Origin of the sequence: Niallia oryzisoli (assembly GCF_036670025.1) — a bacterium.
In the GTDB taxonomy this organism is placed as follows: domain Bacteria; phylum Bacillota; class Bacilli; order Bacillales; family Cytobacillaceae; genus Bacillus_BD; species Bacillus_BD oryzisoli.
The window spans coordinates 4,935,179-4,961,461 of record NZ_CP137640.1 but is presented as its reverse complement, the minus strand read 5'-3'; the positions used below and the strand labels follow the sequence as shown (position 1 = coordinate 4,961,461).

Annotated in this window: 26 protein-coding genes, 1 tRNA gene and 1 pseudogene; 25 read left to right on the top strand and 3 right to left on the bottom strand. The window is 40.4% G+C overall.

Translation table 11 applies throughout. The features are described 5' to 3' along the window. Positions 1–23 precede the first annotated feature (23 nt). The 13 genes and pseudogenes from hisD to R4Z09_RS24835 all read left to right on the top strand — a co-directional run bounded on the left by hisD (position 24) and on the right by R4Z09_RS24835 (position 11,881). Positions 24–1,289 (top strand): histidinol dehydrogenase, encoded by a 1,266-nt coding sequence (gene hisD, locus R4Z09_RS24895; RefSeq protein WP_338449381.1) that lies wholly within the window; start codon positions 24–26, stop codon positions 1,287–1,289. A gap of 109 nt (positions 1,290–1,398) precedes the next feature. Next, a complete protein-coding gene (gene hisB / locus R4Z09_RS24890; protein WP_338449380.1) occupies positions 1,399–1,989 on the top strand; it encodes an imidazoleglycerol-phosphate dehydratase HisB in 591 nt (196 codons plus the stop codon). After that, positions 1,990–2,613, top strand: a complete 624-nt coding sequence (gene hisH, locus R4Z09_RS24885; protein ID WP_338449379.1) for an imidazole glycerol phosphate synthase subunit HisH — start codon at positions 1,990–1,992, stop codon at positions 2,611–2,613. It abuts the gene before it with no gap. Between the two features lie 31 nt (positions 2,614–2,644). Beyond that, positions 2,645–3,376: a 1-(5-phosphoribosyl)-5-[(5-phosphoribosylamino)methylideneamino]imidazole-4-carboxamide isomerase gene (gene hisA, locus R4Z09_RS24880; RefSeq protein ID WP_338449378.1), complete on the top strand. Its 732-nt coding sequence runs from the start codon at positions 2,645–2,647 to the stop codon at positions 3,374–3,376. Further along, positions 3,376–4,134, top strand: coding sequence for an imidazole glycerol phosphate synthase subunit HisF (gene hisF / locus R4Z09_RS24875; RefSeq protein ID WP_338449377.1), 759 nt, complete (start codon positions 3,376–3,378; stop codon positions 4,132–4,134). The genes hisA and hisF overlap by 1 nt, the downstream gene beginning before the upstream one ends. Further along, positions 4,131–4,781, top strand: a pseudogene (gene hisIE / locus R4Z09_RS24870) (bifunctional phosphoribosyl-AMP cyclohydrolase/phosphoribosyl-ATP diphosphatase HisIE). The gene hisF and the pseudogene hisIE overlap by 4 nt, the downstream one beginning before the upstream one ends. A gap of 231 nt (positions 4,782–5,012) precedes the next feature. Then, the gene (locus tag R4Z09_RS24865; RefSeq protein WP_338449376.1) at positions 5,013–6,512 is read left to right on the top strand and encodes a tetratricopeptide repeat protein; all 1,500 of its coding nucleotides are present in this window, start codon (positions 5,013–5,015) and stop codon (positions 6,510–6,512) included. Between the two features lie 128 nt (positions 6,513–6,640). Next, a complete protein-coding gene (gene trxB, locus R4Z09_RS24860) occupies positions 6,641–7,594 on the top strand; it encodes a thioredoxin-disulfide reductase (RefSeq protein WP_338449375.1) in 954 nt (317 codons plus the stop codon). Between the two features lie 477 nt (positions 7,595–8,071). Next, positions 8,072–8,530 carry an 8-oxo-dGTP diphosphatase gene (locus tag R4Z09_RS24855; protein WP_338453350.1) on the top strand — a complete coding sequence of 153 codons (459 nt, stop codon included), beginning with the start codon at positions 8,072–8,074 and terminating at the stop codon, positions 8,528–8,530. A gap of 69 nt (positions 8,531–8,599) precedes the next feature. Then, positions 8,600–9,493: an RNase adapter RapZ gene (rapZ, locus tag R4Z09_RS24850; protein ID WP_338449374.1), complete on the top strand. Its 894-nt coding sequence runs from the start codon at positions 8,600–8,602 to the stop codon at positions 9,491–9,493. Beyond that, positions 9,490–10,473, top strand: coding sequence for a YvcK family protein (locus tag R4Z09_RS24845; RefSeq protein ID WP_338449373.1), 984 nt, complete (start codon positions 9,490–9,492; stop codon positions 10,471–10,473). The genes rapZ and R4Z09_RS24845 overlap by 4 nt, the downstream gene beginning before the upstream one ends. 35 nt (positions 10,474–10,508) lie before the next feature. After that, positions 10,509–11,450, top strand: coding sequence for a DNA-binding protein WhiA (gene whiA, locus R4Z09_RS24840; protein WP_338449372.1), 942 nt, complete (start codon positions 10,509–10,511; stop codon positions 11,448–11,450). 173 nt (positions 11,451–11,623) lie between these two features. Further along, a complete protein-coding gene (locus R4Z09_RS24835; protein WP_338449371.1) occupies positions 11,624–11,881 on the top strand; it encodes an HPr family phosphocarrier protein in 258 nt (85 codons plus the stop codon). Between the two features lie 91 nt (positions 11,882–11,972). Here the strand turns inward: R4Z09_RS24835 and clpP are convergent, their stop codons facing one another. Then, positions 11,973–12,581, bottom strand: a complete 609-nt coding sequence (gene clpP, locus R4Z09_RS24830) for an ATP-dependent Clp endopeptidase proteolytic subunit ClpP (protein ID WP_338449370.1) — start codon at positions 12,579–12,581, stop codon at positions 11,973–11,975. A 723-nt stretch (positions 12,582–13,304) separates the two neighbouring features. Here clpP and R4Z09_RS24825 point away from each other — a divergent pair. Next, entirely contained in the window at positions 13,305–14,090 is a 786-nt protein-coding gene (locus R4Z09_RS24825) for a hypothetical protein (protein ID WP_338449369.1), read from the top strand. A gap of 508 nt (positions 14,091–14,598) precedes the next feature. Here R4Z09_RS24825 and R4Z09_RS24820 read toward each other — a convergent pair. Beyond that, complete coding sequence (locus R4Z09_RS24820; protein WP_338449368.1) at positions 14,599–14,898, bottom strand: phage integrase N-terminal domain-containing protein; 300 nt, start codon at positions 14,896–14,898, stop codon at positions 14,599–14,601. A gap of 122 nt (positions 14,899–15,020) precedes the next feature. Beyond that, positions 15,021–15,092: transfer RNA gene (locus R4Z09_RS24815), tRNA-Arg, on the bottom strand. A 187-nt stretch (positions 15,093–15,279) separates the two neighbouring features. Here R4Z09_RS24815 and rpoN point away from each other — a divergent pair. From rpoN to R4Z09_RS24760, 11 genes are all read left to right on the top strand, one after another. After that, positions 15,280–16,608: an RNA polymerase factor sigma-54 gene (rpoN, locus tag R4Z09_RS24810; RefSeq protein WP_338449367.1), complete on the top strand. Its 1,329-nt coding sequence runs from the start codon at positions 15,280–15,282 to the stop codon at positions 16,606–16,608. A gap of 22 nt (positions 16,609–16,630) precedes the next feature. Beyond that, entirely contained in the window at positions 16,631–16,870 is a 240-nt protein-coding gene (locus R4Z09_RS24805) for a glutaredoxin family protein (protein ID WP_338449366.1), read from the top strand. Between the two features lie 134 nt (positions 16,871–17,004). After that, positions 17,005–18,027 (top strand): sugar-binding transcriptional regulator, encoded by a 1,023-nt coding sequence (locus R4Z09_RS24800; RefSeq protein WP_338449365.1) that lies wholly within the window; start codon positions 17,005–17,007, stop codon positions 18,025–18,027. 58 nt (positions 18,028–18,085) lie between these two features. Then, complete coding sequence (gene gap / locus R4Z09_RS24795) at positions 18,086–19,093, top strand: type I glyceraldehyde-3-phosphate dehydrogenase (protein WP_338449364.1); 1,008 nt, start codon at positions 18,086–18,088, stop codon at positions 19,091–19,093. A 292-nt stretch (positions 19,094–19,385) separates the two neighbouring features. Then, a complete protein-coding gene (locus R4Z09_RS24790; protein WP_338449363.1) occupies positions 19,386–20,570 on the top strand; it encodes a phosphoglycerate kinase in 1,185 nt (394 codons plus the stop codon). A 43-nt stretch (positions 20,571–20,613) separates the two neighbouring features. Further along, a complete protein-coding gene (tpiA, locus tag R4Z09_RS24785) occupies positions 20,614–21,375 on the top strand; it encodes a triose-phosphate isomerase (protein ID WP_338449362.1) in 762 nt (253 codons plus the stop codon). Continuing rightward, positions 21,368–22,903 (top strand): 2,3-bisphosphoglycerate-independent phosphoglycerate mutase, encoded by a 1,536-nt coding sequence (gene gpmI, locus R4Z09_RS24780; RefSeq protein WP_338449361.1) that lies wholly within the window; start codon positions 21,368–21,370, stop codon positions 22,901–22,903. Before tpiA ends, gpmI begins: the two co-directional genes overlap by 8 nt. A gap of 48 nt (positions 22,904–22,951) precedes the next feature. Then, positions 22,952–24,247 (top strand): phosphopyruvate hydratase, encoded by a 1,296-nt coding sequence (gene eno, locus R4Z09_RS24775; protein ID WP_338449360.1) that lies wholly within the window; start codon positions 22,952–22,954, stop codon positions 24,245–24,247. 378 nt (positions 24,248–24,625) lie between these two features. Continuing rightward, positions 24,626–24,871, top strand: a complete 246-nt coding sequence (locus R4Z09_RS24770; protein ID WP_338453349.1) for a hydrolase — start codon at positions 24,626–24,628, stop codon at positions 24,869–24,871. A gap of 178 nt (positions 24,872–25,049) precedes the next feature. Then, entirely contained in the window at positions 25,050–25,286 is a 237-nt protein-coding gene (gene secG, locus R4Z09_RS24765; RefSeq protein WP_338449359.1) for a preprotein translocase subunit SecG, read from the top strand. A 246-nt stretch (positions 25,287–25,532) separates the two neighbouring features. Continuing rightward, positions 25,533–26,279 (top strand): carboxylesterase, encoded by a 747-nt coding sequence (locus R4Z09_RS24760; RefSeq protein ID WP_338449358.1) that lies wholly within the window; start codon positions 25,533–25,535, stop codon positions 26,277–26,279. Positions 26,280–26,283: the final 4 nt, after the last annotated feature.

Here is a 26,283-nt window from a genome sequence, read left to right as displayed (position 1 = left end):
TTTTTTAAGTTAGGATGAGAACGGTGAAAATCATAACTGTAAATGAAGGAATTTCAATCAAAAGATCGGTTGACAGCGGTACAGAAGAACAGCGGAAAATTGTCAAAGACATCATTGAAAATGTCAAAAATAATGGTGATGAAGCGTTAAAAGCATACACAGAAAAATTTGACCGCGTACGTCTTTCAGATCTGGCTGTTACAGAGACTGAAATAGAAGCAGCCTACGGCCAGGTTTCCGAAGAAATCATTGCCATCATTAAAGAAGCAGCACAAAATATTCGTTCCTTTCACGAAAAACAGCTGCGCAATTCCTGGATTACAACGGAGAAAAATGGCACGGTTCTAGGGCAGAAAATAACCCCGCTTGATTCTGTCGGTGTATACGTACCAGGCGGCACGGCTGCCTATCCTTCATCCGTATTAATGAATGTCGTACCGGCGCAAGTGGCTGGAGTGGAACGAATTGTCATGGTATCCCCTCCGGGTGAATCTGGTACATTACCGGCAGGCGTCTTAGTTGCAGCGAAGGAAGCCGGTGTAAAAGAAATCTACAAAGTAGGCGGTGCTCAGGCCATCGCTGCCCTTGCCTATGGAACGGAGTCTATTCAACCGGTTGATAAAATTACCGGACCGGGCAATATCTTTGTGGCGTTAGCAAAGCGGGAAGTCTTCGGGGATGTGGACATTGATATGATCGCAGGTCCTAGTGAAATTGCCGTTCTTGCTGATGAAACGGCACGGGCAAATGAAATTGCTGCAGACCTGCTTTCCCAGGCTGAGCATGATGCACGGGCATGCAGTGTCTTAGTGACACCCTCCCGAACACTGGCAGAAGCAGTCGCATATGAAGTGGAAAAGCAGCTTGAAACATTGCCACGCAAAACCATTGCTGCCCAGTCGATTGCCGATTATGGCGTGATCTATGTGACAGAGACAGAAGAAGAAGCAATAGAAACGATTAATCAATTAGCACCAGAGCATTTGGAAATCATGATGGAAAACGCGATGGAAAAGGTTGGCCAAATACGCCATGCAGGAGCGATTTTTGTCGGCAGATACAGTTCAGAGCCTGTCGGTGACTACTTTGCCGGACCGAACCATGTTTTACCGACAAACGGAACAGCTCGTTTCTCCAGTCCGCTAAACGTTGACGATTTCCAAAAGAAATCAAGCATCATCATGTACAGTGAAAAAGCATTCAACGAAAACAGCGGAAAAATCGCTGCATTCGCCCGCCTCGAAGGCCTCGAAGCACACGCAAGAGCCATCGAAGCCCGAAATCAATAAGAAGCAGAGGGACGGTTCTTCTGCTTCCTTTCGGTTTCATATTTTTTTAATCCAGCCAAACAAAACAGCTCACTACACCAAAACGAGCGAGGATAGGGAGATAGGAATCATGACGAGAAGCGCATCAATACAACGAAAAACAAATGAAACGAACATTGAGCTTGAGTTAAACATTGATGGCTCAGGCCAGTCTCAATTAGATACAGGGGTACCTTTCTTAACCCATATGCTTGATCTATTTGCCAAACATGGTCAATTTGACTTAACCGTTAATGCCAATGGTGATACAGAAATCGACGACCACCATACAACGGAAGATATTGCAATTTGCCTTGGACAAGTATTAAAAGAAGCGCTTGGCGACAAAAAAGGCATTAAGCGTTACGGAAATGCTTTCGTGCCAATGGATGAAACGCTTGCCCAAGTAGTAATTGATTTAAGCAACCGTCCGCATTTGGAAATCCGCGGCGCTGAATTTCCAAGTCAAAAGGTGGGTACGTTTGATACCGAGCTTGTCCATGAATTCCTGTGGAAATTTTGCTTAGAAGCCAGAATGAATCTTCATGTCATTGTTCATTACGGTCAAAATACACATCACATGATTGAAGCCATTTTCAAAGCAATGGCAAGAGCGCTTGATGAAGCAACAACCATCGACCCAAGGGTAAAAGGTGTTCCATCTTCAAAGGGGATGTTATAAATGATAGGAATTGTTGATTATGGAATGGGGAATTTATTCAGTGTCAGTCAGGCTCTGAAACGTCTGGACGTACCATTTTTTCTCTCTGAGGATCCAGCTGAGCTGGCAAAAGCAGACGGCTTAATCCTTCCGGGAGTTGGGGCCTTCAAGGATGCCATGGCCCGTCTAAATGAATCAGGACTGACAGACTTCCTTCATCAGTACGTTGAAACCGGCAAGCCGCTGCTCGGCATCTGCCTTGGTATGCAGCTTCTTTTTGAAGAGAGTGAAGAAGGCGGCCTGACAAAAGGTCTTTCTCTTCTTCCAGGCCGTGTTGTCCGCTTTCCAGGACAAGCAGAGAATGGGGAAACCTACAAAGTGCCGCATATGGGCTGGAATCGTTTAAAATGGGAAAACAGCTCACAGGTCACAGCCAATTTGGAAGAGGACTACGCCTACTTTGTTCATTCCTACTATGTCAAAACAGTAAACAAAGAGATTCTCATTGGAACAGCTTCTTACTTTGAAGAAGTTCCAGCAGTAGTCGGAAGAAACAATGTATACGGCATGCAGTTCCACCCGGAAAAAAGCAGTAAGCTTGGTGTCGAGCTGTTAACGAATTTTACAAAACTAGTATTAAAATAGAAGGTTGCTTCCAAGGAAAGGAGAACGGATCATGGCTTTTACGATATATCCTGCCATCGATATGAGAGGCGGGAAATGTGTTCGGTTGATTCAAGGTGATTATAATCAAGAGACAGTTTACGGTGATTCTCCATTTGATATGGCAAAGTCATTTAAAGAAGCGGGAGCAGAGTGGATCCATATGGTCGATCTTGACGGTGCCAAGGACGGCAAACGTGTGAATGATACGTTTGTGATTCAGGCGGCAAAAGAATTAAACGTCAACGTGCAGATCGGCGGCGGAATCCGTACAGAGCAGGACATCACCCATTATCTAGACAACGGTGTCACAAGAGTGATCATCGGAAGTATCGCGATTTCCAATCCGGAGTTTGCGATTGAAATGGTGAAAAAATACGGCAAACAGATTGCGATTGGGATTGATGCAAAAAATGGCTATGTCGCTACACACGGCTGGTTAAATACATCTGAGGTAAAGGCAGTCGAAGTAGGCAAGCGCTTTGCTGATGCCGGTGCGGAAACATTTATATTTACCGATATTGCAACAGACGGCATGCTGTCAGGTCCAAATGTCGATGCGGTAAAATTAATGGCTTCCGAAACCGGCAAGCAGGTGATTGCATCAGGTGGTGTCAGCTCCTTAGCTGATTTAACACGGTTAAAAGAATTTGAAGCGGTAGGAGTCAGCGGTGCAATTGTCGGAAAAGCCATCTATGAAGGTCGGTTCACAGTTTCTGACGCATTGAAAGAGGTTGGTGTATAATGATTACGAAAAGAATTATCCCATGCCTTGATGTAAAAGATGGACGAGTGGTGAAAGGAATTCAATTTGTCCAGCTGCGCGATGCTGGTGATCCGGTCGAGCTTGCCCGTTTTTATGATGAGCAGGGAGCGGATGAACTTGTATTTCTTGATATTTCCGCCTCACATGAAGGCCGTAAAACAATGGTTGATGTGGTGAAAGCTGTCGCATCAGAGCTGGCTATTCCATTTACGGTCGGCGGCGGCATTAATTCACTTGAAGACATGAAACGCATCCTAAGGGCAGGGGCAGACAAGGTTTCCCTAAATACAGCTGCCGTTAACCGGCCTGAGCTAATCACAGAGGGGGCTGACTTTTTCGGCACTCAATGTATTGTTGTGGCGATTGATGCGAAATTTGACGAAGAACTTGGTTCGTGGCGCGTTTACACGCACGGGGGCAGAACACCGGTTGATAAAGAGGTCATCGCATGGGCGAAAGAAGTAGTCGAACGCGGTGCCGGTGAAATTCTACTCACCAGCATGGATTCTGACGGGGAGAAAAAAGGCTTTGATTTGGCATTAACAAAGGCAGTCAGCGAAGCGGTGACAGTTCCGGTAATTGCTTCCGGCGGTGCAGGCAATGCCGAGCACTTTGAAGCGGCGTTTAAAGAAGGAAAAGCAGATGCTGCACTTGCTGCTTCTATTTTCCACTATAAAGAAACGTCCGTACACGAAGTAAAAGCATTTTTACGGGAAAAAGGTGTGAATGTCAGATGAACATAGAAAATATAAAATTTGATTCCCAAGGCTTAATCCCTGCGATTGTACAAGATGCCGATACAAAGGAAGTCTTAACCCTTGCCTATATGAACCTTACATCACTAAAGAAATCGATTGAAACAAGAGAAACCTGGTTTTTCAGCCGCTCCCGCCAGGAGCTGTGGCATAAAGGTGCAACGAGCGGTAACACGCAAAAGATAGTTGAAATGAAGCTTGATTGTGACCGCGATGCGATTGTGGTGCTTGTTCATCCAGCAGGTCCTGCCTGCCATACAGGTGCAGTCAGCTGTTTTTCAGAGCCGATTTTAGAGGAGGAATAAATTGTGACAAAGGAAGCAAAGCTTGAGGATTTTCAAATTCTTATCGATTTAGAGAAAATCATTGACCAACGTGAAAAAGAACGCCCTGAAGGTGCTTATACGACCTATCTTTTTGAAAAAGGCGTTGACAAAATCCTGAAGAAGGTCGGTGAAGAGGCATCTGAAGTCATTATCGCGGCAAAAAACCGTGATCCTGAAGAATTAAAATGGGAAGCATCGGATCTTTTATATCATTTGTTTGTATTGCTGCGTGAACAGGGACTTCCATTTAAAGAAGTGCTGAATGTTCTCCAAGAAAGACATTTGCAAAAAGAAAATAAATAATTTCCAGGGGCTGTCCCAAAAGGTGTCAGGATTCCACAATCAATCAATTGGTTTGTGGTGCCTGACACTTTTTTTTGGTCCGCTTTTTTTGCTTGTTTTTATTTTCGTTCACATACCCTTTCTGCTCTGTGAAGGGTGTGTTATAATTGTTTAGTTGAACAGAAGCTGAATCCGCGGCGAACGATGCTGTGCGGTTAAAGTTAGTTAATTTTGTAACATTTGGAGGATTACATGAGTAAAAACTCTCAAGCTAAAAAATCAAAAGGACAGTTATTGTCATTTATCCCTACGGGTGAATATTATTTTTCTAAGGGCTTGAAGGCTTTTCACCGTCGTGATTTTCATAAAGCAATTAAATATTTAAAGCGGGCTATGCAGCTTGAACCGGGCGAACCGATGATTGTCTGCCAATTGGCGATTATTCATACAGAGCTAGGAGAATATAAGGAATCAAATGAACTTCTTCATTTCATTCTCGAAGAGCTTGATGAAGATATGATGGAGTGCCACTATTTCTTAGCCAACAATTATGCCCATTTAGGTTATTTTAAGGATGCCTATGCTCATGTTAATTTGTACTTACAAGAAGAGGATAATGGGGATTTTGTTGAGGATGCAGAGGATCTTCTTGAAATTCTAACCCTTGAAGCCGACGATCTTGAAGAGGAACTATATGAGCAGGACGATCTTATTACGAAGCAGGAGCATGCAAGAGAATTGCTTGAATCAGGACACTTTCCGAAGGCTGTTAAGCTATTAAAGGATGTGATTGAAGAATTTCCTGAATACTGGTCTGCTTACAATAATTTAGCCTTAGCATATTTTTATTTAGGAGAGCTTGAAAAAGCATCCAAAACATTGGATTTAGTCATGGAGCGCAATCCGGGAAATTTACATGCTATGTGCAATAAGCTGGTATTTGCCTACTTTCAAAAAAACAAGGCAGAAACGGCTGCGATTGCAGATGTATTAAAAAAAGTAAAGCCGATTTTATCTGAGCATCAATTTAAATTAGGAGCAACTTTTGCTTTAATCGGTGAATACGAACCAGCCTACCTTTGGTTCCGCAAGCTTCATAAACAAGGATATAAGGGTGACGGATCCTATTATTATTGGTTTTCCTATGCGGCTTATTTTACAGGAAGAGAGCAGCTTGCCCGTTCGCTATGGGATAAAGTACTTGTGCTAAATCCAAGTAAAGAAGGGCTTGAGCCTTGGAATGAAGAGCAGCCGGCTGCAGAAGGCTTCGAGGAGCATGACCCATCTATTTTAAAGAAATTAGAAAGTGATTATATCGAGGAAAGATTGTTTGCCCTTTTCCTTATTTCTCTTTCTAATAAAAAAGAAACGTATCTTTCTTCAAAGGAAGTCGTGAAAAATAAGAAATTCTCCTCACTGGAAAATCAATATGTAAACATGGTGAAAGTGGGTAAAATAGATAGTGGTGAGCTTATTGTGGCGCATGAAACTGCAAAAGCTTTGTACGAACACCATCATCCGATTGGAACGGTTGAAGCAGGACTGTATTTGATGTGGTTTTCCGTCTTTGTTGAAATGAGCGAGGCAAATGTTGCTTTGAAAAATAAAGATGCCTTGGCTGCCGCAACGGAATATGTTTGGAAGAAGCTAAGAAATGAAAAATCATCACAGAAATTAGTGGCGAAGCAATATGGACTGTCACCTTCCACTCTCCAAAAATACATTAAATTAGTAAATGGCTACTTACAGTGAGCATATGGTTGGACTTCTTATCCGCTGTCTTATAGGATAGGGATAGGGGTATTTGACCATATTATAAGGAAAGATTCGGCTGATCAAAACTAGCTGAAAAGGGTTACCGAAAGAGGAGGATTTCAAACGTGACGGAAGAAAAAATTTATGATGTGATTATTGCTGGGGCTGGACCTGGCGGAATGACTGCTGCTGTTTATACCTCAAGGGCTAATTTATCCACATTGATGCTTGAACGCGGGATTCCAGGCGGTCAGATGGCAAATACAGAAGAGGTAGAAAACTACCCGGGCTTTGAAACGATTCTTGGTCCTGATTTATCGACCAAAATGTTTGAACATGCGAAAAAGTTCGGTGCAGAATATGCTTATGGCGACATTAAAGAAATTATCGATGGAAAAGAATATAAAACGGTTATTGCAGGAGCGAAGGAATATAAAGCACGTGCTGTCATTATTTCCACAGGTGCTGAATATAAGAAAATCGGTGTTCCAGGTGAAAAAGAATTGGGCGGCCGCGGTGTATCCTATTGCGCAGTCTGTGACGGAGCTTTCTTTAAAAACAAAGAATTATTTGTGATCGGCGGAGGCGACTCGGCTGTTGAAGAAGGTGTATACTTAACAAGATTTGCGAGCAAAGTGACGATTGTTCACCGCCGCGATGAGCTTCGCGCACAAGCGATTCTGCAGCAGCGTGCATTTGATAATGAAAAAATTGGCTTTGAATGGAGCCATACATTAAAATCCATCAATGACAAAGACGGTAAAGTGGGAAGCGTGACATTGGTTTCCACAAAGGACGGCGCTGAGAAAACACTCCCAGCAGACGGTGTCTTCATTTATATTGGAATGGTGCCGCTGTCCAAGCCATTTGAAAATCTTGGTATTACTAATGAAAACGGCTATATTGTCACAAACGAAAAGATGGAAACAAAGGTACCGGGTATCTTTGCTGCCGGAGATGTTCGTGAAAAAACACTTCGTCAAATCGTTACCGCAACAGGTGATGGAAGTATCGCTGCCCAGTCTGCACAGCATTATGTGGAAGAGTTGATTGAAGAATTAAAGGTAAAAGAAAATTAATGCAGTTTGAACATTGGAATAGCTCGCTTGGTTGGGGTATGTTCTGAACAAATTTCACTTGGATTTAATCGTTTTGTAACAAGAACGAAATATAATTACGGTATAATAAAGAAAGAAATTGACCCCCTTTAAGATAGTTATTCCTTTAAGGCACAGGCGCTAGCCTGTGTTATTTTTTTGTGCTTTTTTACGTGTTCACTACTAAGAACATATCAGTACACTAAACATTTTTTTCTAAGCTCTTCTTCTTGTGAATACCGTTTGGATGGTGACTATATCCATTGTGACGACCTCATAAAAATAGTATAATAAATGGAAATAGTTTAGTTTAAAACATAGTATCTATGCTTTCTGTTATGATGATACATAAATATATAATTAACAGCATGTTTACTTAAACCATTCATCGATAGATAGCTTAAAGAATAGAATTGTGATAACCTATAACGTTGTTTTCTGATTGAGAGGTGATCCATGATGCAGCGAGTGACGAATTGTGTCTTGCTGAAGGAGAATGAAGTATTATTGCTACAAAAGCCGCGACGAAATTGGTGGGTAGCTCCTGGCGGGAAAATGGAACCTGGCGAATCAGTCAGAGACTCATGTATCCGCGAATTTAGGGAAGAGACGGGTATTTATTTGCGCAACCCGAATATAAAAGGGATCTTTACCTTTATCATGAAGGATGGAGATCAAATCGTAAACGAATGGATGATGTTTACATTTTTCTCCAAGGATGCAGATGGTTTGAATCTAGATGAATCGGATGAAGGGATTATCCGCTGGCAGCCGATTAATGAATTAAGAAACCTCCCAATGGCAGAAGGTGACTACCATATTTTGGAATACATGGTACACGGAAACGGCATCATCTACGGAACCTTTACCTACACACCAGATTTTGAATTACTAAGCTATCGCTTGGATCCAAGCTAAAGATTGTACGAACAGAAATCAACAACTTTGTTTAACAGATCTATTTTTAACAAAAAGGGGGAAAAAAGAATGAGTACCGGATCGCTGAATGATTCTCAAGTAGTGATTATTACGGGTATGTCAGGTGCAGGAAAAACGGTAGCAATCCAGAGCTTTGAGGATTTAGGTTTTTTCTGTGTAGATAATTTGCCTCCTACTCTGCTTCCAAAGTTTCTCGAACTGATGAAAGAATCTGGGAATAAAATGAATAAAGTGGCTTTAGTAATGGATTTACGGGGAAGAGAGTTTTTTGACGACCTTTTTAAAGCATTAGATGATCTAGTAGAAGGCTCTTGGGCAACACCGCAAATTTTGTTCCTTGAGGCTGATGACGAGACACTTGTCAGAAGGTATAAAGAAACAAGAAGAAAGCATCCGCTCTCTGGCAATGGGCTTCCGTTAGAAGGAATCCAGAATGAACGGGCATTACTGGCTGACTTAAAAGGCAGAGCTCAAATGATCTATAATACATCACTGATGAAGCCCCGCGAACTGCGAGAGAAAATCCTTACTGAATTTTCTTCTAACAAAAAAGCGACATTTACCGTCAATGTGATGTCATTCGGCTTTAAACATGGGATTCCAATTGATGCCGATCTTGTGTTTGACGTCCGATTTTTACCAAACCCGCATTATATTGACCGGATGCGGCCGTTGACAGGCTTAGACGGTGAAGTATCCAGCTATGTTTTAAAATGGAATGAAACGCACAAATTTCTTGAAAAAGTAACAGATCTGTTAAGCTTTATGCTTCCGCATTATAAGCGTGAAGGCAAAGCGCAGCTAGTCATTGCAATTGGTTGTACGGGTGGTCAGCACCGCTCTGTTGCATTAGCTGAATATATTGGTCATCACTTTGAAAAGGACTATCATACTCGTATTTCACATCGTGACATACAGAAAAGAAAGGAACCACAAACATGACGCAAAAGGGGCAGCCAAGAATCGTCATCATCGGCGGCGGCACAGGACTGCCGGTATTACTCCGAGGGTTAAAGAAATACCCCGTTGATATAACAGCGATTGTAACAGTTGCCGATGATGGAGGAAGCTCAGGAAGACTGAGGGATGAGTTAAATATTCCTCCTCCCGGTGATGTTCGCAATGTGTTGGCCGCTCTTTCGGATGTAGAGCCGTTAATTGAAGAAATGTTCCAGCATCGTTTTAAGTCTGAAAATGAATTGTCAGGCCATTCACTCGGAAATTTAATTCTTGCCGCCATGACCTCGATAACAGGAAATTTCATGTATGCGATCCAAGAAATGAGCCGAGTATTGAATGTACATGGGAAAGTTCTGCCGGCTGCCAATCAAAGTGTTGTTTTGCATGCAGAGCTTGAGGACGGTCATATGATCTCGGGGGAATCAAAAATTCCTTACTCAGGAAAAAAAATTAGGCGTGTGTTTTTAACGCCGGAAAATGTTAAACCGCTTCCAGAAGCGATACAGGCAATCAGGGCGGCGGATTTAATTATTATCGGCCCAGGCAGCCTTTATACCAGTATTCTGCCGAATTTGCTCGTTCCGAAAATCGGTGATGAGGTTTGCTGTGCTAAGGCAAAAAAAGTGTACATCTGTAATTTAATGACACAGGCAGGGGAAACGCATGATTATACAGCAAGTGAACATGTGCAGGCGGTTTATGATCATTTGAATGATCCATTTATTGACACAATCCTTGTCAATAGTGAGGATATTCCAGATGAAATTCAAAAGCGGTACAGCGAAGAAGATGCAAAGCCCGTTCATTTTGATGTCAGCAATCTATATGATTTGGGACTTGAGGTTATCTACGGTGAAATCGTCAGTCTGGAAAATGGTGTGATTCGTCATGATACAAATGAAGTGGCAAAAATTTTATATTCTATACTAATTGATGAAACCAATAAGCAGCATCATGCGTAATAAATAGATAAGAGTTGTCACAGGGGGGTGCAGCAATGTCTTTCGCTTCAGAGACAAAAAAGGAACTGACAAATTTAGAGGTAAAAGACTGTTGTGGAAGGGCCGAACTATCCGCATTAATTCAAATGAACGGCTCCCTCTCTTTTACAAATAAAAAGCTTTCGGTTGATATCCAAACGGAAAATGCGGCAATCGCCAGAAGAATTTATACGCTAATCAAAAAGTATTATACGGTAAGTGTAGAACTATTAGTTCGAAAAAAAATGCGTTTAAAGAAAAACAATGTGTACATTGTGAGAATGGTTGAACATGCACGCGGCATTTTAGAGGATTTAAAAATTATCGGAGAGGGTTTTGAATTTCAAAATAGCATTTCGCCGGAATTAATCAAGAAAAAATGCTGTAAACGTTCTTATTTACGTGGGGCCTTTTTAGCAGGCGGCTCTGTCAATAACCCGGAAACTTCATCCTATCATCTTGAAATCGCGTCGCTCTATAAAGAGCACAATGATTCATTATGTGAACTCATGAACTCATTTGATTTGAACAGTAAGACACTGGAACGCAAGAAGGGATTTATCACCTATTTAAAGGAAGCTGAAAAAATAACGGACTTCTTAATCATCATCGGAGCAAACAATGCTTTATTGCGTTTTGAGGATGTCAGGATTGTCCGGGATATGAGAAATTCTGTTAACCGTTTGGTCAATTGTGAAACAGCCAATTTAAATAAAACGATTGGAGCAGCCATTCGCCAGGTTGAGAATATCAAATATATTCAAGAAACCGTCGGCTTGGAGGTATTACCGGAAAAATTACGCGAGATCGCACAGCTTCGTGTTCATTATCAAGATGTGACGTTAAAAGAATTAGGTGAAATGGTCTCCGGCGGTACAATCAGTAAATCAGGCATCAATCATCGGCTCCGTAAAATTGATGAAATTGCAGAAAAGTTACGAAAAGGTCAAAGGATTTAAAAATATTCTTAACAATTCGCAAGTATAATTAAGAAATATGGTGAAATTGCCGTCCAACTGTGAGAAACGAACAGAGCTGAAATGGTTAGACTGGCAATTCATTAAACATTAGTTACAAGAAGGGTACATTCCCGTTAAAGATAAATAGAATTTTATAGGAGGATTAATTAGAGATGGTAGAAAAACAGGTTGAAGTAAAATTGAAAACAGGTTTGCAAGCTCGTCCTGCTGCCTTGTTCGTTCAAGAAGCCAATCGATTTTCATCAAATGTCTTTTTAGAAAAAGACGGCAAGAAAGTAAATGCAAAAAGTATTATGGGGCTGATGAGCCTTGCAATCGGTTCAGGAAGTACGGTCTTATTAATTGCTGACGGAAGTGACGAAAACGAAGCAATTGAAGAACTTGCTAAATATATCGAGCAGGAAGATTAATGCGGCAAAACAGATGAATAAAATAAAAAGAAAAACTCGCAGCATACAGCATGCGAGTTTTTCTTTTATGTAAGGCGTGAGTACGCCTTTATTACTTGTCGTTTTTCTTTTCAACAGCGCTGCTGCGAGTAATGATATGGTCAATGAGGCCATATTCTTTTGCTCTTTCAGCTGTCATGAAGTTGTCACGATCTGTGTCGCGTGAAATGACTTCAAGTGGCTGGCCTGTACGCTCAGAAAGAATCGTATTTAATTTTTCACGTAAGAATAGAATACGTTTTGCAGCAATTTCAATTTCAGTTGCCTGACCTTGTGCACCGCCAAGTGGTTGGTGAATCATCACTTCAGCATTTGGAAGGGCATAGCGCTTTCCAGGTGCTCCGGCAGTAAGTAAGAAAGCACCCATTGATGCAGCCATACCGATACAAATCGTTTGTACATCCGGTTTAATGAACTGCATAGTATCATAGATGGCCATTCCAGCAGTAATGCTTCCACCAGGGCTGTTAATATAAATAGATATGTCTTTCTCAGGATTTTCTGCTTCAAGGAAAAGTAATTGAGCAACAATAGAGTTAGCCACATTATCGTCAATTCCGCTTCCTAACATAATGATACGGTCTTTTAAAAGTCGGGAATAAATATCATATGCACGTTCCCCGCGGTTTGTTTGTTCAATAACTGTAGGAATTAAATTCATTATTCATATCCTCCTTCTCGTTACAATAGGTTCCGCAGCGATAGAAAGGTACCACATCCTAAAGCTGTTTGTAATTTTATCATACACTGATGGTCAAACAAGGTCAAATAATAGACCCGCATTAGAAACAAGTATTTTTCGATAAGAGTTGAAACACCTATTGTTCGCATTTTTCCATTTCCATCTTAACCAAAAACGTATGATTTTAAACGATTATTGTAAAGACGTTAAAGGCACAATAAGAAAACCTCCTATCTAAAATAGATAAGAGGTTTTTAGTACGCCCTCGGCAGGAATCGAACCCACATCTTAAGAACCGGAATCTCACGTGCTATCCGTTGTCGTCCTCCATGAGCGAACCTTCGAGAAACACTTCTATATCAATGGTTAAGTTGATTTCAACTAAAATCACTGCATGTTATTTACGCAAAAGACGAACCCGAAATTAACCAAAAGATAATTTATATTGCTGGTAATGTCAATACAATTCAAAATGATAACCTGAATAATGTTGTCTGCCATTTTCAAAAACAAAAGGAACAATTAGGACATAGAACACTTTATTCAAATAAAGCACAAATTTGTTTTCAATACTGATTTTTTAGTGTGTGTAATTATTAAAAGAAAAATAGGGTAGTACAAAATTGAAAAAAAAATACATAGCCCACATTTTATTGTGCGTTTTCCGTATTATATAAAAACTAAATGGGAAGGGGGTTCATTGTGGACCCTTTATGCGTAGATTTATGGGTGGTTATTGCTGGTGGGAATGTAAGCAATAACAGAATTCAACGGGATATTGAAGCGGCTAACGAAGTATGGAAGACATGTAGAATTCATTTTAGCTTAAAAGGAATTTTGACAATCCGATCAGTGAATGTTGAAAAATTTGTTGGCAATGGGGTTTTTACCTCCAGTAATCCTCCAGAAATACTTAATATGTTATCGATTAGACCTTTATACCCAGGTAGATATAAGATTGTTATTTACTATGTAGATGGAAAAAGATTTAGTGACGGCGCAAATGGAGTTTCCCCCTACCCTTTACCTCTAACGGAAGGGGGGCCGAGACCATCTATTATACTTACTAACGATGCACATCCAGATGTGACTTTTACACGATTTGTTTTAGCACACGAATTAGGGCATACTTTATTCTTAAATCCAAATAATCTAACCTTAACTAATCCAAGCACCACGGCTACCCCAGACGGATTTCACGATAATGATCCAAATAATTTAATGTTTGTAGGAGGTGTAGGTTCAAATCCTACTATCAATAAGGAACAATGTGAAAAAGCCAGGTTAAGTGTATTTGCACGTCGTTGTTGGGTAATTCCGATTCCGATTCATATATTTCCACCATTCGGACCGGTTCCACCTTGGCCCCCGCCGGGTCCCCCTCCACCTGGACCTCCGATGATGCTACACATGTTTTATGGTGTTGAAAATCCCTGCTTTGGGTCATCGATGACTTGGAATCAACAATACTGGAATAAGTTAGGCTGACATTGGTTCATCCTTTTTTTATTTAAGAGGAATTTTGGAAATATGGCTTGTTGGAAGCTTGTAAATAGGTTGTCAAAATGGCAGTACTTTCTTCAAGTTTTGCAATTAGATAACTTTTATCCTTATTCAGGCTACCATGTTGAATAGGATATAAAATTCTCATTTTACCAGGGGGTTCCTAACGGAGCTCCCATCTTATTTTTTGTTTTTAATCGTTTAGTAAGCTGTATTCTACGAGCGTAACGTTTCTTTTGCATTCTCCTTTACCATCAAAGCTGATGTCTTGTATACGTTGGTTAAATCACGCAAGCCAACAAATTTAGTCGTGTCTGGAGCATCGAATAATCGCTTTAATTGTTTCTTGCTAAAAGTCGGTCCTACTTCACGGCGCTTCCGAAGTTGTGAATCGGTTTCGAAAGGATTGGCATCTATATACTTTTTTCGCGACAGAAGCCGAAAAATGTTCTCCTAGCCCTTAAACGTGGATTAATCGTATTTGTAGCACGACCTAACTTTGCTGATACTCGATAAAGTTTTCAATATGTGGTGTTTTGATTTTCCGTACATCTGAAAGTGGAACATTTATTTCTGTTAATGCTCGTTTCATTTGTTTGAGCTCTTTGTCGAAAAATTTTACGGTAGCAGGAGATAGTCCTTTTATTCGACAGTGCTTTAAAAATTCTGTGGTGGCATTTTGAAATGATGATGTTTGCTGTGAATCCTCACGAGAAATGGTTTCAAGTGCTTGAATAGTTTTTGAATTGGTTACGGAGTTTCTACGTTTTGAAATGGGGAAAACCTCCTTCATATTAATTAGGAAGGTTCGTGGTATATAAGCGTGGTATTTATGTTTGAACAGTAGCCATTAAAAATGGACATAAAAAAATATCACCACGTTTATTAAACGCAGTGATACCAATGATTTATTAGCGCCCTCGGCAGGAATCGAACCCACATCTTAAGAACCGGAATCTCACGTGCTATCCGTTGCACCACGAGGGCAAAATAATGATGCATTAAAACAACGCCTTTTTATTATATGACAAGACAAATTTCTTTGCAAGTATCTTTTTAAATATTTCATTGTTAATTTCTAGCATAAAACTATAATTATAGTAGTATTTTTAATTAATAAAATCGATTCACGAATAAAGGTTCTTATTGTAAAATTAATAAAGAGGTGATGTTCATGAGTATGAAGGCAGGGTTATGGCAACAGCAAACGATGAAATTAGCCATGACACAGGAATTAACCCAGGCGATTGCCTTGTTACAGTATTCCAACCAAGAATTGATTGAATTTCTCGAAAATAAGGCAATCGAAAATCCGCTTCTGCATATTGAAGCCGGGAGCACACAAACCATGGACCCCCGATATGATTCAAGAAAAAAGGTCAAAAAAGCATCACGTGATGATAAACAGAACTGGTTGGAGCAGGTAGCGAAAAAAGAAACAACATTAGCAGAATATCTGTTTTCGCAGATGGATGTACGTTCATACGACGATCATCTGAAAAAAACAATCGCTTTTTTAATATATAGCATGGATGAAAACGGTTACTTACATATTAGTCTAGATGAAGTAGCCACAATTTTGTCTATTTCACTGCACAAGGCAGAAGAAGCTTTACAGGTCATTCAAGGGCTTGAACCCTTTGGTGTCGGGGCTAGAAATTTACAAGAATGCCTGCTCCTGCAAATTAACCAGAGCAGCGAGATCGATAAATTGGCCTATACGATTCTTTCTGACTACTTTCTTTTGTTTGCTGAAAAGAAGTGGAAAATAATCGCCAAGCAGCTTAATATTGAATTGAAGCAAATCCAGGAAGTCTCTGATTATGTCCAATCGTTAAACCCAAGGCCGGGTTCTGATTTTTACGCTGAACCTTCAAGCTATATAATTCCCGATCTCATGATTAAATGGGATGGTGAAGCTTTTTCTGTTCATATGTTTGATGAAGCACTTCCGAAAATACAGTTTAACGAAAAATATTATCACAAGTTTTTCTCAAACGGCGATACAAAGGTGAAACGCTTTTTGCAGGAAAAGGAGCAGGATGTTCAATGGATTTTACGAAGCATTGAGCAGCGTAAAGAAACGTTATTAAAAGTGGCACTAAAAATGATTGAGAAACAGCCGGAATTTTTTATTTACGGAAAAGATCGCTTAAGGCCGATGACAATGAAGGAAATTTCCGAAGAATTGGAGATTCATGAATCAACGGTAAGCCGGGCGGTCAGAGAAAAATATGCGCAAACACCTTTTGGTACGATTGAGTTGAAATCGCTTTTTTCTAGTACAATAAAAACAACCAATGATCAGGATACCTCTTCCGTACAGGTGAAAAATGAAATCTCTCAGTTGATTGAGCAGGAGGATAAGCAAAAGCCGCTTTCCGATCAAGATTTAGCACTTATGTTAGAGGAGAAAAAAGGAATCGTTGTGTCAAGAAGAACAATTGCCAAATATAGAGATCAACTTGGGATTCCAGCTTCTTCGAAAAGAAAACGATTTTAATACTTGAAAAGGATGTAGATTTATGACAACAGTAACTTTATTTACAAGAAATGGCTGTCATTTATGCCAAACAGCAAAGGAAATTATTTTAGAATTACAATCACAATTTCATTTTGATTATGAGGAATGTGATATCGATGAGCGGGATGAATGGACGGAACAGTATGGATTAATGATCCCGGTTGTATTATTGGACGGGGAAGAGGTTCAATATGGACAAATAGATAAAAACGCTCTGTATAAAGCGTTTTCAGAAAAATAATTAATAAATTTCTATTGAATTAGTAAAACATACCTGTTAGAATTACTTCTGCAGGGTAATTTTTTTTGTACTAGGTGGGACATAATATGTCTAACGTGGACTGTTTGTGACCAACTGTGAAGGAGCTACATATAATGAAATCAATAATTCAATTACAAAAAAGATTATTACCTGATCTGCTATCGATTATCCAAAAACGATTCCAAATCCTTCGTTTTATCGGAGCCATGGAACCGGTCGGCCGGAGAAGTCTTGCGGCCTCACTTGGACTAACGGAAAGAGTGTTAAGAAGCGAGGTTGACTTTCTTAAACAGCAAAAGTTACTTTTCAGTACATCAGCAGGCATGAGCTTGACAGAAAGTGGAAAAGAACTGGTGGAAGAACTTCAAGGCCATATCCGTGAAATTATGGGGATTGACGAAATGGAATCCGACCTAAAGCGATTGCTTGGAATCAAGAAAGTCATCATCGTAGCCGGTGACAGTGAAGAATCTCCCTGGGTCAAGGATGAACTTGGAAAAGCCTGCGTTGCAAGCATAAATAATAATTTATCAGGGGAAAATATCATCGCAGTAACAGGGGGTACAACAATGGCTGCAGTTGCTGACATGATGACTCCAAAGTCACAAGAGCATGATTTATTATTTGTCCCTGCTCGAGGCGGCATTGGTGAAGATGTTAAAAATCAAGCCAATACCATTTGTTCCAAAATGGCAGAAAAGACAGGCTCGAAGCACCGTGTCCTTTATGTACCCGATCAAGTGAGTGATGAAATGTATCAATCCATGATAAAGGAACCAGAGATTAATGAGGTTTTACACTTGATTAAATCAGCTAACATGGTTTTGCATGGGATTGGGGATGCTATAACTATGGCTAAACGCCGGAAGACGAGTGCGGAGGACATTCAGAAATTAGAGAAGTCCGAAGCGGTCGGTGAAGCATTTGGCTATTATTTCGATGAGGCTGGAGAGGTTGTTCACAAGGTTCAAACAATTGGAATGCAACTGAAGGACCTTAATAATGTCAGTCATGTCATTGCGATAGCAGGTGGTGCTTCAAAGGCAAAAGCTATTCGCGCTTATATGAAGCGGGCTCCGGAAACAACAGTTTTAATAACAGATGAGGCTGCAGCAACAAAGTTGTTACAAGGGTAAATCCTTTTAATAAATAATTTTATAAATAATCCTTATCTAATTAAAGGAGGAAATAAAAATGACAGTAAAAGTTGGTATTAATGGTTTTGGAAGAATCGGACGTAATGTATTCCGTGCAGCATTAAATAATCCGAATGTAGAAATAGTGGCAGTTAACGATTTAACTGATGCAAAAATGCTTGCCCACCTTTTAAAGTATGATACAGTTCATGGTAAATTAAATGTAGAAGTATCTGTAAATGGCAATAACTTAGTGGTAAATGGCACAGAAATTATTGTAAAAGCTGAACGCGATCCTGCAAATCTTGGCTGGGGAGATCTTGGAATTGATGTAGTAGTTGAATCAACTGGCCGTTTCACAAAGCGTGAAGATGCAGCAAAACACCTTGAAGCAGGTGCAAAAAAGGTTATTATCTCTGCTCCGGCATCAAATGAAGATCTAACAATTGTAATGGGTGTTAACGAAGATCAATATGATCCAGCAAGCCACCATGTGTTATCAAATGCATCATGTACAACAAACTGCTTAGCTCCATTTGCTAAAGTATTACATAGCCAATTTGGAATTAAGCGTGGAATGATGACAACCATTCACTCATACACGAACGACCAGCAAATACTTGACTTACCTCACAAGGACTACCGTCGTGCACGTGCAGCGGCTGAAAACATGATTCCGACAACAACTGGTGCAGCAAAAGCGGTTGCTTTAGTATTACCAGAATTAAAAGGTAAATTGAACGGTATGGCTGTTCGCGTACCAACTCCAAACGTTTCATTAGTTGACCTTGTTGCTGAGCTTGAAAAAGAAGTAACTGCTGAAGAAGTGAATGCAGCATTAAAAGCAGCAGCTGAAGGCGAATTACAAGGAATATTACAATACAGTGACGAGCCATTAGTTTCTAGAGACTATAACGGTGACCCACATTCTTCTTCTGTTGATGGACTATCTACAATGGTCATGGAAGGAAATATGGTTAAAGTTATCTCTTGGTATGACAATGAAACTGGTTACTCAACTCGTGTTGTTGACTTAGTTGATTATATTGCGAAAAAGGGACTTTAATTGACCCGAGGCGCCCTCGGCCCGAGGCCATATGCGGGCGCCTTTTCTACTTTTTACTTTTCTAATTGTGAAAATAATTATAATGTTCGTTTAATAAACTAATGGAAAATTTTCCAACGAACGTCTATAATGGTTAAGGGTATCACAGGGGAGGGGGAACATTCCCTACTCCTTTTTTTATGCGGAAGGGGATAAAGCATTAATTTATGAGGTTTAGGAAAACCTAACCATTTGTACCCGCCGCACTTAAAATCGCTTTTCTATACTTAGATCTTAAAGGAGGATCTTTTCGTTGAATAAAAAGAGCGTAAAAGATATTGATTTAAAAGGGAAAAGAGTATTTTGCCGCGTTGATTTTAACGTGCCAATGCAGGATGGACAAATCACAGATGAAACTCGTATTCGTGCGGCGCTTCCAACGATCCAGTACCTGCAGGAGCAAGGAGCGAAAGTCATTCTTGCCAGCCACTTAGGACGTCCAAAAGGACAAGTCGTGGAGGAGCTTCGCCTTACATCAGTTGCCAAGAGACTGTCAGAGCTTTTAGGCAAGGATGTAAAAAAAGCGAACGAAGCATACGGAGATGCAGTGAAAGCGTTAATTGCTGAAATGAATGAAGGCGATGTTCTCCTTCTTGAAAACGTTCGTTTCTATCCTGGCGAAGAGAAAAATGATCCAGAATTAGCGAAGGCATTTGCGGACTTAGCAGATATATACGTAAATGATGCGTTTGGTGCTGCTCACCGTGCTCATGCATCCACAGAGGGAATTGCTCACCATCTTCCAGCTGTTTCCGGATTTTTAATGGACAAAGAGTTAGAAGTAATCGGAAAAGCTCTTTCCAATCCTGAACGTCCATTTACAGCGATCATTGGCGGTGCAAAAGTAAAAGATAAGATCGGTGTAATCGATAATCTTTTAGATAAAGTGGATAATCTAATTATCGGCGGCGGACTTGCTTATACATTTGTTAAAGCACAAGGTCATGAAGTCGGCAATTCGCTATTAGAAGAAGATAAAATTGAGCTGGCAAAATCCTTTATGGAAAAGGCAAAAGAGAAGGGCGTAAACTTCTATATGCCGGTTGATGCGGTTGTTGCTGACAAGTTTGGTGCAGATGCGAATACAAAAAATGTTTCAATTGAAGATATCCCAGCAGATTGGGAAGCGCTCGATATCGGTCCGAAAACGGCTGAGCTGTATCGTGATGTCATCAAAAAGTCGAAACTTGTCATTTGGAATGGACCAATGGGCGTTTTTGAAATCGATAAATTTGCTAATGGAACAAAAGCAGTTGCGGAAAGCTTAGCAGAATCGAAGGATACATATTCGATTATCGGCGGCGGTGATTCAGCTGCTGCAGTAGAAAAGTTCAACCTTGCAGATCAAATGAGTCATATTTCCACTGGCGGCGGTGCCTCATTGGAATTCATGGAAGGAAAAGAACTTCCAGGAGTTGTCGCACTTAATGATAAATAAACCACAAAGAAGCTTTTTAAAGTATTGAAAGGGATGTTAATGTATGCGTAAACCGATTATTGCAGGAAACTGGAAAATGCATAAGACACTTCCTGAAGCTAAAAGCTTTTTGGAAGAAATAAAAAATGCTGTTCCAACAAATGATAAAGTAGAGTCCGTTGTATGTGCTCCAGCTTTATTTTTGAGCAGTTTAGTGGAATTAGCGAATAATACAGATGTAAAAATTTGTGCACAAAATATGCACTTTGAAGATAAAGGCGCTTTTACAGGTGAAATCAGCCCTGCTGCCTTAGCTGACCTTGGTGTACAGTATGTGATTCTTGGTCACTCTGAACGTCGTGAAATGTTTAATGAAACAGATGAGTCTGTTAATCAAAAGGTATTGGCTGCTTTCAAACACCATTTAATTCCAATTGTATGTTGCGGCGAAACTTTAGAACAGCGTGAAAGCGGCGTAACAAATGAGTTCGTTGCTTCTCAGGTTCAAAAGGCTCTAAATGGTCTATCAGCTGAGCAGGCAAAACAGGTTGTTATTGCATATGAACCAATCTGGGCCATTGGAACAGGAAAATCTTCTACTGCACAGGATGCGAACGAAGTATGCGCTCATATTCGTTCCGTTGTTTCAGAGCAATTTTCTCAAGATGTTGCGGAAGCGATCCGCATTCAATACGGCGGCAGTGTGAAGCCGGAAAATATTAAGGAATATATGTCTGAAACAGACATCGACGGAGCCTTAGTCGGAGGCGCAAGCTTAGAACCAGCTTCTTTCCTTCAATTGTTGGAGGGTGGAAAGAATGACTAAAGCACCTGTTGCAATCATTATTTTAGACGGTTTTGGCTGCAGAGATGAGAAAAAAGGGAATGCGGTTGCCCAGGCGAAGAAACCAAATTTCGACCGTTATTGGAAGCAGTTCCCACATAATCATTTAGGCGCAAGCGGTGAATCTGTCGGGCTTCCTAATGGTCAAATGGGAAATTCCGAAGTTGGCCACATGAACATTGGTGCAGGCCGGATCGTTTACCAAAACTTTACACGAGTAAATATTGCGATTCGTGAAGGGGAATTTGAAAAGAATCAAACCTTCCTTGATGCCGTAAACCATGTCAAGCAGCATGATTCTGCGCTTCATTTATTCGGTTTGCTATCTGACGGAGGCGTACACAGCCATATTACACATATGTATGCTTTATTACGTCTTGCAGCAGACCACGGTCTAAAGAAAGTCTATGTACACGGCTTTTTAGACGGACGTGATGTAGGCCCGCAAACAGCTGAAATCTATATTAAAGATTCATTGGAAAAAATGAAGGAATACGGCGTTGGTGAATTTGCAACGATTTCAGGCCGCTACTATTCAATGGACCGTGATAAGCGCTGGGAGCGTGTTGAAAAATGCTACCGTGCCATGGTGTATGGAGAAGGTCCATCATATACCGATCCTTTAGACCTTGTGAAAGACAGCTATGAAAACGGCATTTATGATGAGTTTGTTCTTCCTTCTGTTATTACAAAGGAAAATGGCGAGCCGGTTGCAACGATTCAAAACAATGATGCGGTTATTTTCTATAATTTCCGTCCAGACCGTGCAATCCAAATTTCAAACACATTCACAAATGAAGATTTCCGTTCATTTGACCGCGGTCCAAAGCATCCAAGTCCGTTGCATTTCGTTTGCTTAACCCATTTCAGCGAATCAGTTAACGGCTATGTTGCTTTCAAACCAACTAACCTAGACAACACACTTGGTGAAGTACTGTCGCAAAATAATTTAGCACAGCTGCGAATTGCCGAAACAGAGAAATATCCTCATGTTACGTTCTTCTTAAGCGGCGGTCGTGAAGATAAATTCCCTGGTGAAGAGCGGATTTTAATTAATTCACCAAAGGTAGCTACATATGATTTGCAGCCTGAGATGAGCGCTTATGAAGTGACGGATGCTCTTTTAAAAGAAATCGAAGCAGATAAGTTCGATGCGATTATTTTAAACTTTGCCAACCCTGATATGGTCGGTCACTCAGGCATGCTCGAGCCAACCATTAAAGCGGTTGAAACGGTTGATGAATGTTTAGGCAAAGTGGTAGATGCGATTCTTGCAAAAGGCGGTTACGCGATCATCACAGCTGACCACGGAAATGCAGATGAAGTTATCACGCTTGACGATAAGCCAATGACAGCTCATACAACAAATCCAGTTCCGGTAATTGTGACAAAAGAAGGCGTAACCATTCGTGATGGCGGTATTTTAGCTGACCTTGCACCAACAATGCTTGATCTATTAGGTGTTGAAAAACCGGCTGAAATGACTGGAACTACGATTATTAAAGCGTAAGTTTATAACTATTAATATAAACTATTTATTTTAAAGGAGAGATTTTCTATGCCATATATCCAACATGTTTATGCTCGTGAAGTACTTGATTCCCGCGGTAATCCAACAGTTGAAGTGGAAGTATTAACAGAGTCCGGCTTTTTTGGACGTGCTCTAGTTCCTTCTGGTGCTTCAACTGGTGAATATGAAGCTGTTGAACTACGCGATGGAGACAAATCTCGTTACCTTGGAAAAGGTGTTCTTAAAGCAGTTGAAAATGTAAACGAAGTAATCGCTGAAGAAATCATCGGTATGGATGTTACGGACCAAGTTGGTATCGACCGTGCGATGATCGAATTAGATGGTACTGAAAATAAAGGAAAATTAGGTGCAAACGCAATCCTTGGTGTATCTATGGCTTGTGCACACGCTGCTGCTGAATCAGTAGGTCTTCCTTTATACCGTTATTTTGGCGGTGTAAACGCGAAGCAGCTTCCAACACCAATGATGAACATCATTAACGGTGGATCGCACGCTGATAACAACGTAGACTTCCAAGAGTTCATGATTCTTCCTGTCGGTGCTCCTACTTTCAAAGAAGCTATCCGTATGGGTGCGGAAGTATTCCATTCATTGAAGAAAGTTCTTTCAAGCAAAGGGCTTAACACAGCAGTTGGCGACGAAGGTGGATTCGCTCCAAACCTTGGTTCTAACCGCGAAGCATTAGAAGTAATCATTGAAGCTATCAAAGCTGCAGGCTATGAGCCAGGAAAAGACGTATTCCTAGGCATGGACGTTGCTTCTTCTGAGTTCTTTAACAAAGAAACTGGTAAATATGATCTTGCTGGGGAAGGCCGTACAGGCTTATCATCTGAAGAAATGGTTGCATTCTATGATGAGCTTTGCAACGAATTCCCTATCATCTCTATTGAAGATGGTTTAGATGAAAACGACTGGGAAGGCCACAAGCTTTTAACAGATCGTCTTGGTACAAAAGTTCAGCTTGTTGGGGATGACCTATTTGTAACAAATACAAAGAAATTAGCTGAAGGTATCGAAAAAGGCGTAGGCAACTCCATCCTAATCAAAGTTAACCAAATCGGTACATTAACTGAAACATTTGATGCAATCGAAATGGCAAAGCGCGCAGGTTACACAGCAGTTGTTTCTCACCGCTCTGGTGAAACAGAAGATGCAACAATTGCAGACATCGCTGTTGCAACAAACGCTGGTCAAATCAAAACAGGTTCTATGTCTCGTACAGACCGTATCGCAAAATACAACCAATTACTTCGCATCGAAGACGAACTTGGCGAGCAAGCTGTATATGCTGGTTTAAAGTCTTTCTATAACTTAAAGAAGTAATCAATTTAAGTGAAAAAGGCAATAACCTCCTATTTGTGTGATAAATTCACATGAATGGGAGGTTTTTTTATAATAGGCTTTGTTAAAGAAATATGTTGATTTGCTAGATTTTTGACTCATCCGCGTGAAATGTACATTTCAGCTAAGCTGAGTCAAAATTCAACAATATTATTTAACAAAGACTTATAATAAAAAATTGATGGAAAATGGAGATTCCCCCTTCATCTGCAAAATGTGTCTCTGACATGTATTGTTTGTCCAATCTCTTTTTACTCTCCAATCATAAAGTATATAGCTAGATATTATTATTAATTGAATGAAGGGAGAATTTGCTTTATGAGCGATGAGAGATTTATAGGTTTTCGCCCTGGTGAGTTAATGGGCGTCGAAGAGACTTCTACAAGCAGATGTCAGGGATGTGTTTGTGATCAATTAAGAACTTTACAAACGGGTACAGAAGTAGATGTGTTTTTATCTGGTGGAGTAGTGTTGGAAGATGTAGTGTTTATTAACTTAAATGAAAGAACATGTTGTGCATTCTTTACGGATCCTGTGACCGAACCTGGCTCTACACTGATTGTGGATTGTGAAACGATTCAGGCAATTCGTATCGAAAGAGACTGAAGTAGCATTAAGCTCAAATAAAATGTTTTCATTTTTATAAGAGATTCTTCCTAGCAAAGGATAGATCTTTCTATCCTTATATTTTATATCTTTTATTTTTATGAAAAGATTTGGTTCCATTCGGATAGTATGATAAAATAGAAATATTGTAAAAGGGCGTTTTCAGGAGGTTTCTATTATGCTTCATACTATTTTAATTACATTACTAGTGATTGTCTCAATCGCTCTCATTGTTGTCGTTCTTCTTCAATCAGGTAAAAGCGCCGGTTTATCAGGAGCCATTTCCGGTGGAGCAGAGCAGTTATTTGGTAAACAAAAAGCTCGCGGTCTTGACTTGGTTCTTCAGCGAATGACAATCGTGTTATCTGTCTTATTCTTTGGATTAGCAATCGCCGTCGCTTATTTTGGTCTTTAATACAGTAAAAAGCCTGGCCGTTTGGTCAGGCTTTTTACTGTATTTGTCTAGCTCCAGCGCCTAGCCCCGTAAGTCTAGCCACGCCTGAATTGAAGGCAAAGAACGCCTTCTATTCAGGCGCGTCTTATTGCAGCCTAAAGGCTGATCAGGCGCTTGCGCTTTTCAGTTCAAACAGAATACTGGCATGTTCTAGAATCATTTGTTAAAACTAATATTGCTTAGTTTATCAATAGAGGAGTATTATACATGAAAATTATTGCACCAAAACCATTTACGTTTGGAATGGGAAAGCGGGCTGTTCTATTATTGCATGGATTTACGGGAAATACAGCAGATGTCCGCATGATTGGCCGCTTCCTTGAAAAAAAAGGCTACACCTGCCATGCGCCATTATATAAGGGACATGGCGTACCACCGGAGGAATTGGTTCATACCGGGCCCGAGGATTGGTGGCAGGACGTCATGAATGGATATGAATTTTTAAAAAGGCAGGGCCATAACGAAATTGCTGTAGCTGGACTGTCACTTGGCGGGGTATTTTCGCTAAAATTAGGATACACTGTACCTATAAAAGGAATTGTGCCCCTGTGTGCGCCTGCTTATATCAAAAGTGAAGAAGTGATGTATGAAGGAATCCTTGCCTATGCCCGCGAATATAAGAGACTAGAAGGAAAAACGGAAGAGCAAATTGAGAAGCAAATGGCGGAGTTTCAAAAGACACCGATGAAAACGTTAAAGGCCCTGCAAAATCTAATTGCAGACGTCCGTGAACATATCGATTTGATTTATGCACCACTATTTGTCGTTCAGGCAAGACATGATCAAATGATCAATACTAACAGTGCGAATATCATTTACAATCAAGCAGAATCGGTGCAGAAAGAGATAAAATGGTATGAAGAATCCGGACATGTCATTACATTAGATAAAGAAAAAGACCAGCTCCATGAGGATATTTATCAGTTTTTAGAAGGGCTGGATTGGGAAGAATAAGTAA

Excerpts from the sequence above, each read along its gene's own strand:
- R4Z09_RS24865 (WP_338449376.1), top strand. The coding sequence starts at position 5,013 with ATGAGTAAAAACTCTCAAGCTAAAAAATCAAAAGGACAGTTATTGTCA.
- clpP (WP_338449370.1), bottom strand. The coding sequence starts at position 12,581 with ATGAATTTAATTCCTACAGTTATTGAACAAACAAACCGCGGGGAACGT.
- R4Z09_RS24835 (WP_338449371.1), top strand. The coding sequence starts at position 11,624 with ATGGTAGAAAAACAGGTTGAAGTAAAATTGAAAACAGGTTTGCAAGCT.
- tpiA (WP_338449362.1), top strand. The coding sequence starts at position 20,614 with ATGCGTAAACCGATTATTGCAGGAAACTGGAAAATGCATAAGACACTT.
- gpmI (WP_338449361.1), top strand. The coding sequence starts at position 21,368 with ATGACTAAAGCACCTGTTGCAATCATTATTTTAGACGGTTTTGGCTGC.
- R4Z09_RS24855 (WP_338453350.1), top strand. The coding sequence starts at position 8,072 with ATGCAGCGAGTGACGAATTGTGTCTTGCTGAAGGAGAATGAAGTATTA.
- R4Z09_RS24845 (WP_338449373.1), top strand. The coding sequence starts at position 9,490 with ATGACGCAAAAGGGGCAGCCAAGAATCGTCATCATCGGCGGCGGCACA.
- R4Z09_RS24800 (WP_338449365.1), top strand. The coding sequence starts at position 17,005 with ATGAAATCAATAATTCAATTACAAAAAAGATTATTACCTGATCTGCTA.
- rpoN (WP_338449367.1), top strand. The coding sequence starts at position 15,280 with ATGAGTATGAAGGCAGGGTTATGGCAACAGCAAACGATGAAATTAGCC.
- eno (WP_338449360.1), top strand. The coding sequence starts at position 22,952 with ATGCCATATATCCAACATGTTTATGCTCGTGAAGTACTTGATTCCCGC.
- hisH (WP_338449379.1), top strand. The coding sequence starts at position 1,990 with ATGATAGGAATTGTTGATTATGGAATGGGGAATTTATTCAGTGTCAGT.
- R4Z09_RS24760 (WP_338449358.1), top strand. The coding sequence starts at position 25,533 with ATGAAAATTATTGCACCAAAACCATTTACGTTTGGAATGGGAAAGCGG.
- hisB (WP_338449380.1), top strand. The coding sequence starts at position 1,399 with ATGACGAGAAGCGCATCAATACAACGAAAAACAAATGAAACGAACATT.
- hisF (WP_338449377.1), top strand. The coding sequence starts at position 3,376 with ATGATTACGAAAAGAATTATCCCATGCCTTGATGTAAAAGATGGACGA.
- hisA (WP_338449378.1), top strand. The coding sequence starts at position 2,645 with ATGGCTTTTACGATATATCCTGCCATCGATATGAGAGGCGGGAAATGT.
- R4Z09_RS24820 (WP_338449368.1), bottom strand. The coding sequence starts at position 14,898 with ATGAAGGAGGTTTTCCCCATTTCAAAACGTAGAAACTCCGTAACCAAT.
- gap (WP_338449364.1), top strand. The coding sequence starts at position 18,086 with ATGACAGTAAAAGTTGGTATTAATGGTTTTGGAAGAATCGGACGTAAT.
- whiA (WP_338449372.1), top strand. The coding sequence starts at position 10,509 with ATGTCTTTCGCTTCAGAGACAAAAAAGGAACTGACAAATTTAGAGGTA.
- R4Z09_RS24770 (WP_338453349.1), top strand. The coding sequence starts at position 24,626 with ATGGGCGTCGAAGAGACTTCTACAAGCAGATGTCAGGGATGTGTTTGT.
- rapZ (WP_338449374.1), top strand. The coding sequence starts at position 8,600 with ATGAGTACCGGATCGCTGAATGATTCTCAAGTAGTGATTATTACGGGT.
- secG (WP_338449359.1), top strand. The coding sequence starts at position 25,050 with ATGCTTCATACTATTTTAATTACATTACTAGTGATTGTCTCAATCGCT.
- R4Z09_RS24805 (WP_338449366.1), top strand. The coding sequence starts at position 16,631 with ATGACAACAGTAACTTTATTTACAAGAAATGGCTGTCATTTATGCCAA.